At 57.2% G+C, this 11,188-nt stretch carries 12 protein-coding genes; 9 read left to right on the forward strand and 3 right to left on the reverse strand.

Going from position 1 to position 11,188, the window contains the following annotated elements; genetic code table 11:
* Positions 1–11: 11 nt before the first annotated feature.
* Genes SIB56_RS03900 through SIB56_RS03910 form a run of 3 tightly spaced genes read left to right on the forward strand, consistent with a single transcriptional unit; the run spans position 12 to position 2,471 of the window.
* Entirely contained in the window at positions 12–941 is a 930-nt protein-coding gene (locus SIB56_RS03900; RefSeq protein ID WP_413325608.1) for a SpoIID/LytB domain-containing protein, read from the forward strand.
* Positions 931–1,827, forward strand: coding sequence for an ATP adenylyltransferase (locus SIB56_RS03905; protein WP_413325610.1), 897 nt, complete (start codon positions 931–933; stop codon positions 1,825–1,827). The genes SIB56_RS03900 and SIB56_RS03905 overlap by 11 nt, the downstream gene beginning before the upstream one ends.
* A 50-nt stretch (positions 1,828–1,877) precedes the next feature.
* A complete protein-coding gene (locus SIB56_RS03910) occupies positions 1,878–2,471 on the forward strand; it encodes a sigma-70 family RNA polymerase sigma factor (RefSeq protein ID WP_413325612.1) in 594 nt (197 codons plus the stop codon).
* On the opposite strand, the gene SIB56_RS03915 is transcribed toward SIB56_RS03910, so the two are convergent.
* Positions 2,453–2,635: a hypothetical protein gene (locus SIB56_RS03915; RefSeq protein ID WP_413325614.1), complete on the reverse strand. Its 183-nt coding sequence runs from the start codon at positions 2,633–2,635 to the stop codon at positions 2,453–2,455. The two genes, SIB56_RS03910 and SIB56_RS03915, sit on opposite strands and share 19 nt — an antisense overlap.
* Positions 2,636–2,868: 233 nt before the next feature.
* On the opposite strand from SIB56_RS03915, the gene SIB56_RS03920 reads away from it, so the two are divergent.
* The 3 genes from SIB56_RS03920 to SIB56_RS03930 all read left to right on the forward strand — a co-directional run bounded on the left by SIB56_RS03920 (position 2,869) and on the right by SIB56_RS03930 (position 5,687).
* Entirely contained in the window at positions 2,869–4,392 is a 1,524-nt protein-coding gene (locus SIB56_RS03920) for a DUF3370 family protein (protein ID WP_413327094.1), read from the forward strand.
* A gap of 35 nt (positions 4,393–4,427) precedes the next feature.
* The gene (locus SIB56_RS03925) at positions 4,428–5,495 is read left to right on the forward strand and encodes a ribbon-helix-helix protein, CopG family (protein ID WP_413325616.1); all 1,068 of its coding nucleotides are present in this window, start codon (positions 4,428–4,430) and stop codon (positions 5,493–5,495) included.
* 102 nt (positions 5,496–5,597) lie between these two features.
* Entirely contained in the window at positions 5,598–5,687 is a 90-nt protein-coding gene (locus SIB56_RS03930; protein WP_413325619.1) for a sortase B protein-sorting domain-containing protein, read from the forward strand.
* A gap of 487 nt (positions 5,688–6,174) precedes the next feature.
* On the opposite strand, the gene SIB56_RS03935 is transcribed toward SIB56_RS03930, so the two are convergent.
* Positions 6,175–6,669 (reverse strand): allophycocyanin, encoded by a 495-nt coding sequence (locus tag SIB56_RS03935; protein ID WP_413325621.1) that lies wholly within the window; start codon positions 6,667–6,669, stop codon positions 6,175–6,177.
* Between the two features lie 80 nt (positions 6,670–6,749).
* Here SIB56_RS03935 and rlmD point away from each other — a divergent pair, with 80 nt between their 5' ends.
* Positions 6,750–8,141, forward strand: a complete 1,392-nt coding sequence (gene rlmD, locus SIB56_RS03940; protein ID WP_413325623.1) for a 23S rRNA (uracil(1939)-C(5))-methyltransferase RlmD — start codon at positions 6,750–6,752, stop codon at positions 8,139–8,141.
* Here the strand turns inward: rlmD and pheT are convergent.
* Positions 8,119–10,575: a phenylalanine--tRNA ligase subunit beta gene (gene pheT / locus SIB56_RS03945; RefSeq protein ID WP_413325626.1), complete on the reverse strand. Its 2,457-nt coding sequence runs from the start codon at positions 10,573–10,575 to the stop codon at positions 8,119–8,121. The two genes, rlmD and pheT, sit on opposite strands and share 23 nt — an antisense overlap.
* 128 nt (positions 10,576–10,703) lie before the next feature.
* Here pheT and rpmG point away from each other — a divergent pair, with 128 nt between their 5' ends.
* Both rpmG and rpsR read left to right on the forward strand, forming a co-directional pair.
* Positions 10,704–10,904: a 50S ribosomal protein L33 gene (gene rpmG / locus SIB56_RS03950; RefSeq protein WP_413325628.1), complete on the forward strand. Its 201-nt coding sequence runs from the start codon at positions 10,704–10,706 to the stop codon at positions 10,902–10,904.
* Between the two features lie 38 nt (positions 10,905–10,942).
* The gene (rpsR, locus tag SIB56_RS03955; RefSeq protein ID WP_006041316.1) at positions 10,943–11,164 is read left to right on the forward strand and encodes a 30S ribosomal protein S18; all 222 of its coding nucleotides are present in this window, start codon (positions 10,943–10,945) and stop codon (positions 11,162–11,164) included.
* Positions 11,165–11,188: the final 24 nt, after the last annotated feature.

Genomic DNA, 11,188 nt, shown 5'->3' on the forward strand with positions numbered 1-11,188 from the left:
CCCAAGCGGATATGCGTCTCGGTAAACCACTGTTGCTGACTTTCACGGCGAGTGTGGGCCTGGCCGCCCTGATCGTCTGGCTCACGGGTGACGGCAGGGGCACTACAACCAGTCAGGGCACAGAAGAAGTGCTCAGCGCACTGTTCGCGGCTGAGGATCGGCAGAGTCTGGCCACCGATGCTTCAAAGAATCGGGAACCTGACCAGCTGTCCAAGACAGTGCCGGCGGTTCCACCCCCGGTCCCGACCGCTGATCCTCAGCTGCGTATCGCGCTGCTGAACCGGAGACCCTTGCTTCGGGTCACCATGAGGGGCGGTGCGGATTGCAGAAGCGAGGGAGGACGCCCTGTTGATCCCGAAGCGGTTCAGTCCATGCTTGCGGGCAGCGCCACCGGTTTTGTCAGTTGCGGTGGCGATGGCGGATCCGTTTTGGTGAACGGTCACGCCTATGCGGGAACCGTTCATCTGCTCAACAGAGGTCAGGGATGGCTGGCCATCAATCAGATCGCACTCGAGTCTTATGTGGCCTCGGTTGTCGGCGCTGAAATGCCCAGCTACTGGAATCAAGAAGCTCTCAAAGCGCAGGCCGTTGCCGCCCGCTCCTACGCGCTGGTTCACATGCTCCGACCTGCAGACCGAGACTGGAATCTCGGTGACACCACACGTTGGCAGGCCTACTCGGGGAGAACCAGCACCACCGAATCAACGATCAAGGCAGCCGAGACAACCCGGGGAATTGTGCTCAGCTTCAAGGGTGGACTTGTGGAGTCGCTGTATGCAGCGACGCAGGAGATCTCCGATGAAGCTCACGGACATCTCGGTGCGAGCATGAGCCAGCATGGTGCCCAACGACTGGCAAATCGAGGTCTCCTTTTCAATGAGATCCTCGGCAGGTACTACTCCGGAGCATCGCTGGCGAGGATCAGGACCGATGGGCAGTGAGCATTTCTGGTCGAAGGCTCTGGAGCGCTCCGAGCAGGCTGAGTCCAGCGGCGCCCTGATCCCTCTGATGACCACCCCCGTCGACCTCACAGGAGCTGACGCGGAACAGTTTGAACTCCGCGCCCTGAATGCGGCGCTTCCCAAGCATCATCGACCGGAGGGACCCAAGCCCAATCCATTCAGGCCCTGGGATCCGCATCTGGAAGTGGATCGGATTGATCAGCACCACGTGCTGATTCTCAACAAGTACCCCGTTCAGCGTGCCCACATGCTGCTGATCACTCAGGACTGGGCGTCTCAGGTTCACTGGCTTCAACCTGATGACTGGCGAGCTCTGGTGACGGTGGATCGCGACAGCACCGGTCTCTGGTTCTTCAACAGCGGTGCAAGGGCCGGAGCTAGCCAGCCTCATCGCCACCTTCAGCTGTTGCCTCGTCATCTGGAGGAACGCATCTGCCCAAGACTCTCCTGGTTCAAGCGGCATCTGCGTCAGTCAGCGCAGACCGCTGATGAGGCTCAACACCCTGATCCGCTCTCCAGGAGCTGCGTGATCGCTGAACGACCGCGGGCCAGCGACCCGGATGAGGAAGCGATGCGTCTCTACGGTCTGTACCGCTCTCTTGCCGCACGACTTGGTCTGGGTGGGATCTCGGCTCAACTTCAGCCTTCGGTCCCCTACAACCTGTTATTGACTCGATCATGGCTGGCGCTGATCCGACGCAGTCAGGACGAAATCCACGGCTTCAGCGTCAATGCCCTTGGGTTTGCCGGTTATCTGCTCGCAACCAATCGCTCGGATCTGTCGTGGCTCCGATCGCATGGTGGTGAACAGCTGCTCAGGTCGGTCGTTTCCGACTTCAGTGGTTGCACGGATGCAGTGAGCTGATCAGCGATGTCTGTCTGAAGGGAATCCATCAGCCCCTCGCGACATCATTCATGAACCGACAACAGGCAAGACGCAATGCAAGGGTTGAACAGCACATGCGTCTGGTCGAACCGCTGGCAAGGCGATATGCCAGGTCATCCGGACAGGACTCTGAGGATCTCAGACAGGTCGGGCTTCTCGGTCTTCTCAGAGCTGCTGAGCGGTACGAAGGCTCGAAGAATGTTCCCTTCGCCGCATTCGCCAGGCCGCATGTCAGAGGAGCGATTTTGCATTACCTGCGGGATCGAGCGGCGATCATCCGACTGCCTCGACGTGTTCAGGACCAAGCCAGCGACACAGTGGCAGGATTCAATGCAGCTTCGCAACAGCGGCGGTTTGTTCCGTTTGAGGAGGCGTTGATCTCCGTTGATGGTGTCTGCTGTGAACAGCTGGCTCAAACGGAAGTACGGCGTCTGGTCGCTGAGGCGATGCAAGAGCTTTCAGGAGAGGAGCGAACCGCCTTGGTCCAGGTGATCCTGAACGGGCAAAGTCTCAGGGATGAGGCACGCCGCTCCGGGGTCAGTGCGATGACGGTTCAACGTCGGGTCAAGCGTGCACTGGCCCAGATGCGTTTACTGCTTTCAACTCAGCTGGAGCTGGCCTGATCACGTTCGATCTGCTGCTCGAGCGTGCTGATTGCTGCGGTCACAGCAGCGATCTGGCGCTCAAGACCGTCGCGCCAAAAACGCATCATGCGCAGTTTGCGCTGCTGGTGATGACGCTGCCAGTCGTCATCTCCGCAGGGTGAACAACCAAATGGAGGAAGCATCAGAGGGTTGATAAAGCCCTCCCATCCTGGCGAGAACAGCCTGTTCTCCGCGTCCCTGAGATCGACTTGGCGCTTTTTCCTCTGGCGATTAAGTTTGGAACTTGAGCCTGTCCAAGGCCGCAAAACACCAGTCTCGAGTGTCTCAGAGAATCCCAGCACTGGTCTTGGTCGGCGTCTCAGTCGGGGTGTTTGCGACTGAATTCATCCGCCCTGTTGAGGCTTACGTGCCTTTGATGGCGGGGCAGCGAGCAAGGCCTCTGAATGGAAGCTTCAACAATGTTCCCGTCCTTCATTCCAATCAGCCGGAGATTGTGAAAGGACCGGGAATCCTGGTGAATACATCTCCCGGAAGCGCCATTGCTGCGGAAACCAACCAACCACTGAAGAACGCCACATTCACTTTCAACGGTGAATTCGGTGTTCATATGCATCACAAATATTACCCCCAGGATTCCAGCAAACTTGGCGGCCGCAGAGCACGGGGGCTGCTGACTGTTGCTGCCATTGCCATCAATCCTGGTTCAACGCCGGTAACCCTGAGGTTCAAGAAAGGCTCTGTTAAAAACAGCTTTGAGGCGCCATATCACCCCAACAAACTGATGGGTGTCAAGCCACTAGGACCCAGGCCCTGGAATACGGGTCCAGGAGATGCAACGGCCGTTCAGATTCTGAGAGGGGAACTGGATCGCAAACTTTCCAGCAAAGTCATTATCCCCCCCAACAGCCGCAAAGTAATTGTCAGCACTGTTCTACCTGCAAGGGGAATTATGAATGGTCTCCTGCGTGGCACAAGTGATGGACCTTTTGAGATGGCTGTGATTGCCGCTGAGGAGACCCAGGATGAACAAGCACTGATTGCTGTGCTCGATCGTGGAAAACTCGCTCCGGGCAGGATTTATCTCAATCGCATTCGAGAGATTCAATCAGGTCAGGTTTTTTCACGTGTTGCAGGGGTTGCGCTTGGTGATGAATACAAAGCTTCGATTCAGCATGATCTTTCCCAGGGATCACTACATGTTCCTTTGACCAGCACTCGAAAGCACCATTTCGGTACACGTGATATTCAGGTCAATCAACTCAGCACTCGAATGCTCGACTCTGCTGTCAATAATGTTGGAACCTATGGAGTTCGTTTCGATGTTGATCTGAATCTCGCAGGCCAGGGAGCACATGAACTGGTTCTCAGTCATCCCGTGGCGTCCGGTCGATCCCAATTCACCGCTTTTCGTGGCTCGATCGGGATCAAGACTGACAAGGGATATCAGGAGGTTCATGTGGGCATGCGTTCAGGTCAGAGCCTCTCGATCGCCGATCTTGATCTCAAAGGGGGCAAGAACAACCCTGTCACTGTGAGCGTTGTCTATCCAGCCGACGCCACACCAGGTCATCTGCTCAGTGTGGTTCCTGTCACTCAGCTGGCCATGTTGCGCCAGAGGGAACAGATGCTTGAAGCAGCCCGCCGGGCCCAGGCTGAGGCAAAGGCTCGAAAAGTCAAACCATCAGTGGCACCACCGGCGGTCAATGCCAAACCGGTTCCCGAAGTGAGGACTGCCACTCCCGTCGCCAGGCCTGCTCCGCAGCCCGTGCGAACAATGGCGCCACCTCCTCCTCCCTTGATCGCTGCACCCAGAGGCGGTCCCAGTGTCATGCCACCGGCGATGATCATGCCCTCAAGAGTGAATGAAAGTCTTGAGCAGCGTTACCGTGACGCCATTCGTGCGCAACAGGAGTGGCTGCGTCGTCTGCAGGGTCGATAATCAAACCTGCTTGACGGTCAGAACGACACAGCCCTATGAGCGGCAAGCGCATCAGCCTGGAATTACCTGAGGAACTGGTCGATCAGATTGATCAGCTCCGAAGAGACTGGAAAACCCGTTCCAGGGGGGAATGTCTTCGTCGGCTGCTTGAGGAGATCTTTCAGCCCGATCTGGATCAGTCAGATCCCTCCGTGCCACCGGCGGATCAAAGCACAGGAGAGTTGACTGGGCAGGAGCGGTCCGACGCTGAGGGTTCGTCCAGGCCTGCCATCTCTCAGCCGACGCAGCAACCGCAGTACGACGAGGATCGTGCCATCGTCCTGGTTGGTACTGCTGGCGTGCTGAAAGCGGCAGATCTTGATGACCTGCGATCCAGCGAACCTCAGCCAACGAAACCCAGTGCGCCGCCCCCTGGCGGCGGAATCGACCTGCCAGGATTTGTTCGCAAGCGCAGCACAGCCATTCGCGAAAGCCTCACGCCCAGGGCACAACCCAGCTCAGAAATCCCCCTGGTGCCTGTGATCAGTGACGATCAGATTCAGGAGTGGTTCGATGTCGCTCTGAATCACTGGGTCAACCTCTATGGATCAAGTCCAGGCCCCACCGTGATGGAGGCCGTGATGCTGTGGATGGCCCGAGATATCTGGCCCCACATCGATGGCTCAGAGGGTCGCACTTTCACCTGGGGGCAGGTCAATCAATCGATGACCGAGTACTGCAAGACCTGGATGGTTCCCACTCCAAGATTCGAGCAGGTGATTGTTGCCGCTGCTGTCCTTGAAGATCCCTTTGCCAGCGCGTCGGTGGCGGAGCGCATTCCAACCCTGATCCGTCGTTTCGTGAGTCGTTTCAAGCGCAGTCGCAAGGTCACGTCGTTTCAAACGCTCGAATCAACAATGACGCTTCATGGAGCTCTCAAGCAACTTGAACTTCCGACACAGGCAGGGCAGTCGCTGACCCTGCGTGCCATCCGCGACGCCTATAAGCGCAAGGCTGTTGAAGTGCACCCCGATTCGGGTGGTTCGACCGACGCCATGCGACGGCTCAATGAGGCTTATCAGATGTTGAAAGAGCTGTACCGCCAGAAAGAGCTGTCGCAATAATCCTGATTGGGACTTTTAAATAGACCATGGATGCGTCTTGGTTGAGACGACTGACTCTGGGAATGGGTTCATCGTCGCCTCGGCGATGCTGGGGATCAAGCTATGCAATTTGCATCAAGATCGATATTTTTCATGGTTTTATTTGCAGGGAGTGGTGTGTGGCTGCTTCGATTTCTGTCATTCCACAGTTGATTTACCAGACATCAGATTGATGGAGTTGGTGTCGACATGTCCAGACCGCTGTAACTCCTGTCCAGAGGGAAGAATGGACCTGGCCAAGGTCAGTGGTTGCAGCTGATTTTACTTTTGCGTCTCTGCTGACGACACAGTGACGCAGATTCTTCGGCCAGCATCGGATGCTTCTTAGATGGATTCCAGCATCGATCTGTCCCTTGCTCTGTTGACGATCCGGAGGCTCGTCTGCCAACCCAATCGCCAAGTCCAATTCATCTTGCCTTGGAATCAATTAAGACCTGAATTGAGTCTTGTCTGAGATTTCAGGATCACTGCTTTTCCGCGGCGATAAGTGATCCTTGTTTCGAGATGCGGGCAGTCCATGCGTCTTGCTGCTCTCATTCAAGATCCGATTCAGGTCTGAACATAAGTCTCGATTGAGACATCTAGCCATAAAGAAGGGCCCACGTGCAGGCCCCTGTAATTGTTGAATTTGAAGATCCGATCAGGTGCTGGTCTGCATCCCCTTGATCAGGTAATCGAAATAGGGACCAGCAATTTTCTGCTGCTCCTCTGAGAGCAGCACCAGGGACGCTTCCCGCATGCAACGCATGGCATCAACCATGCCAGGCATTGGCACGCCCAGGCTGTTGTACATCTCCCGAGCACCGATTAGACCGATCTGCTCGATCATCTCTGTGCTGCCGGCGAGAACTCCGTAGGTGACGAGGCGTAGATACCAGCTGTAATCGCGCAGACACTGAGCCCGTTGCTTCTGGCCATAGGCATTGCCGCCGGGTGCCACGTACTCAGGTCGAAGCCCGAACAGCTGTCTGGCTGACTCATCAACGATCTTCTTTTCACTGTCCGTCAGGATCTTGACCACCGACAGACGCATCGCTCCCTGGCTGAGATACTCAACCATCGAGCGCAGCTCACCGCTGCTGGGATAACGCAGGTCGTCATCCGCCTGGAGGATCAGATCCCTTACAACGCTCATGACGGCTGGCATGCTGGAAATAGTTTAAGGCGCTTGAACCCCAGTCATGGGGTGGAGCAGAGGGGTGTTACGCCATTGCAATGCCAGCGATGAAAGAAACACCGCATCCTGGACTCACCATCGATGTTGTTGGCGAGGATCTTGATCAGCAGGGCCGGGGACTGGCCCGCTGGAACGGCTGGGTGATCACCGTTCCTCAGTTGCTTCCAGGCGAGGAGGCCAAGGTGAAGGTTCAGCAGCGTCAGCGCAAGATGTGGTTGGCCCGCAGGGTGGCCACCATCTCCTCGTCCCCCGATGCCCGTCGCCCGCCATGCATTCTTGCCAGCGATTGCGGAGGTTGTTCCCTCCAGCACCTTTCGGTGGACGCTCAGAACAGCTGGAAGCAGCAACGATTGGCCAACACGCTCAGTCGCATCGGCCAGCTTGATCCCGATGTCAATGCTCTAGTGAGTCCTGATCGGGAGTCGCTCGGGTACAGAAACCGTGCACTGATTCCGATTCGCCGTGATGGTCGGAAGGTTCGGCTTGGTTATTACAAGCGGGGAAGTCATCGAATCGTCAATCTCAATCATTGCCCTGTTCTCGATCCACGTCTGGATGCCTTGATCGAGCCGATCAAACGCGATCTTGAAGCAACAAGTTGGCCGATGGATTCAGACCTGCAGGGTGAGCCGGGCCTTCGTCACCTCGGGCTGCGCATCGGCGTCCGCACCGGTGAGATTCTGATCACCCTGATTTCCGCCACTGAATCGCTGCAAGCCGTTGATGTTCTCAGTGCTGCCTGGATGCGGCGCTGGCCGCAGCTCAAGGGTGTGACAATCAATCTGCAACCCAAACGCAGCAACGCCGTTTTCGGTGACAGAACCATCTGTCTTCAGGGCCAGGATGCAATCGAAGAGAGATTCTGCGGTCTTTCCCTCGAGCTGGGAACCACCACTTTTTTTCAGGTCAACACACCCAGGGCGGAACGGGTTGTCGAGCAGATCCGTGACTGGATCACCCGATCAGAGCCTTCTCAACGACTGATTGATGCCTATTGCGGCATCGGCACGATCGCCCTGCCCCTCGCTGCTGCAGGCCACAGGGTCACAGGTCTGGAGATCAGCTCAGCCTCCGTGCGTCATGCCGAACGCAATGCAGCGCGTAACAGACTCAAACACACACGATTCATGAGCGGAGATGTGGCACGTCATCTGCGGGAACTGCTGCCGAACCATGACGCCCTGGTTGTTGATCCACCCCGGAAAGGCCTGGATCCAGCAGTTCTGGCAATGGTGCTCGATTATCCACCTCGAAGGCTTGTCTACCTCAGCTGCGATCCTGCAACCCTTGCAAGGGATCTCAGACAACTGGCCGGCGATTCAGGCCCCTACACAATTGAACAGGTGCAGCCGATGGATTTCTTTCCCCAGACCTCTCACCTGGAATGCCTGGTGTTGATGTCCAGGATCAGCTGCGCAGCTCCACCTTGAACTGCTTGACCAGTGCCTGGCGAACCTTGTCGTGAACGGGTTGAATCAGTTCGTCGGTGAGTGTGCTGTCTTTGCCGCGATAACGAAGACGGAACGCCTGACTGCACTGATCGGAGTCGAGCTGGCCGCCTTCAAAACGATCAATCAGTTCAACCGACTCGAGCAGTGGTTTGCCCGCTTTGCGTATGGTCTGAAGCAGATCACCTGCAGGCAGGCTGCGCGGAACAATCACGGCCAGATCCCTCTCTGATGAGGGCAGAGTGGAATAGGGGCTGAATTGCGGACTCCAGCGATTGCTGCGAGTGGCTGCCTCCAGCAGACGTGCGAGATCAAGATCGAACAGGTATGTCTCCGCAGGTAGCTGCTGGCTTTCGCAGAGCGCGGGGTGCAGCTGCCCGAAACAGCCAAGGGGCCGGCCTTCGACAACAACACTGGCTGAACGACCGGGGTGCAGGCGTGCATCGTCGGTGAGACGACGGTCCTGGGCTGAGATACCCAGGGAGTTCAGAACGGTGGACAGCACTCCCCGCGCCTGGAAATAACTGATGGGTTGAGCCTTGCCGCTGGACTGCCACGTCGATAGACGTCGTTCGCCGCAGATCACTCCCGAGAGCCTGGCTTCCTGTTCGATCGTCTCGCCAACCGGGCGAAAGACATGACCGATCTCGAACAACCAGCAACCCGGTTGCGATGCCTGAAGATTGCGCTGACAGACTTCAAGATGCTCCGGCCAGAGAGCGGTGCGCAGATGACTGGTCTCAGCCAGGAGTGGATTGCTGATGGCGATGCGGTTGGAATCGCTTTCATCCACTCCGGTCAGAGACAGAGTTGTGATTTCCTGGAGGCCTGAGGCGCTGAGGCGCCGGCGCAGGCGTCGTTCAGCTTGCTGGGTGAGCGTCAGTTGACCAGGTTGAAGCGGTTCGGGCAGATGCGACTGGAAACGGTCAAATCCAACGAGGCGAGCAACCTCTTCGATCAGGTCAACCTCCCGCAGCAGATCCATTCGTCGCGACGCCGGAACGATCACCTTCCATCCGTCTTCAGCGCTGGAAAGCTCACAACCAAGTGCGCCGAGGCAGGCCTCGACCTGTGCATCAGCAATTGTGGCGGGCTCAGCTTGTTGATCGGAAGCGTCAAGGCGCCCGAGCAAACGGTGCAGGGCACTGCGGCGCAGCGTCACCACCGGTTCCGGACCATGCTCAGCGGCACACAGCCAGGTGTCACCGATCTCGGCTTCAAGCATCTCGCTGAAGAGCGCAAGAGCACGTCCAGCTGCAGTCAGCGTGATCTCCCTGGGCAACCCCTTCTCGTAGCGGCTGCTGGCATCGGTGCGCTGCCCCGTTGCGCGGCTGCCGTTACGCACCGACGCTGGTGTGAACAAAGCTGATTCCAGCCAGATCCTGCGGGTGCTGTCCGTGACGCCGCTCTCGGCGCTGCCCATGACACCCGCAACAGCCACAGCACGATCTCTGCATGTGACCACCTGAACCCGTGGATCCAGCTCGAGCTGCCGCCCGTCAAGGCCTCGGAAGAGCTCGCGGTCATTTGCCTGACGCAATCCGAAATCCGATGCGCTGATCTCAGCTCCGCAGAGTGTTTCCAGTGCGTCTGCATCGAAGGCATGCAGCGGCTGACCCTGCTCAAGCATCACCAGGTTCGTGATGTCGACCACCGCATTGACAGGATTCACACCGGCTCGGATCAGTCGTCTCTGCAGCCACTGCGGTGATCGTGACGCACCTGTGATCCCCCTGACCTCGGTCAGGGCATACACACCACCGGCCTGCATGGCTGCTGCGGAGTTCCGATCCGTTTCCAGCACATGGGTGCCGGCGGGAGCCGTGGCTGCAGGCAGGGAAAGCTTTGCTCCCGTGAGTGCTGACACTTCCCTGGCGATACCTGTCATTGACAGTCCATCAGGACGATTGGCTGTGATCGCGAGCTCCAAAACGATGTCATCAAGACCCAGCGACGCTGCAACTGCCTCCCCGGGTGATGGAGTTGCAGCCAGCAGGTCTTCGAGAACAGCGATTCCGTCGATGTCACTGGGCTGGCCGAGCTCCAACAATGAGCAGATCATTCCCTGACTGCTCACACCACGCAGTTCGCCCGCCTTGATGGTGAGATTCACAGCGGGAAGAACCGCACCGACCGTGGCGACGGGCACATGAATACCCGCCCTTACATTCTTTGCCCCGCAGACGATCTGAAGTTGATCGTCTGTGCCCACATTCACTTTGCAGACTCTGAGCTTGTCAGCATTGGGGTGGGGATCGCAGGCCACAACCTCTCCCACAACCACTCCCTGGGCCAGAAGCGAGAGATCGTCCATCTCCTCCACCTCAAAGCCAGCCATCGACAGGCGTTCAGCCAGTTGATCAGCGGGTTCGTTCACCTGCACCAGATCCTGCAGCCAGGAGAGAGAAACCCGCATCGGGAGCTTGAAGTCAGCGCGTGATCCTACGAACTCACTTCCACTGCCGGACGGCGGAGCTGGGGTGAGGTTGACCTGTAAAGTGGATGTTTGTCATTTCGCTTCGCAACTGCGGCGCTACGTCCTTTATGGCCAAGAACAAGGGCGTCCGGATCGTTGTCACGATTGAGTGCACCGAATGCCGGTCCGTTCCCGCTTCCGAAAAGCGTTGTCCCGGTGTGTCTCGCTACACCACCGAGAAAAATCGTCGGAACACCACAGAAAGGCTTGAACTGATGAAGTTCTGCCCGCAGCTCAACAGGATGACTCTTCACAAAGAGATCAAGTGAGTCTGCCGTTCATCCAGTTCAACAATCGTTTCTGATTCATGTCCAGCTCCTTCTTCAAGAAGCGCCTTTCTCCGATCAAGCCAGGCGATCCCATCGATTACAAAGACGTGGATCTGCTCAAGAAATTCATCACAGAACGAGGAAAGATTCTTCCCCGCCGACTTACAGGACTCACAGCAAAACAGCAACGTGACCTCACCAATGCTGTGAAAAGAGCCCGCATTGTGGCTTTGCTGCCATTTGTGAATCCCGAGGGTTGATTTCTGGCCATTGTTGACTGCAAC

It is taken from the genome of Synechococcus sp. MIT S9503, from assembly GCF_047304175.1.
Lineage (GTDB): Bacteria > Cyanobacteriota > Cyanobacteriia > PCC-6307 > Cyanobiaceae > Synechococcus_C.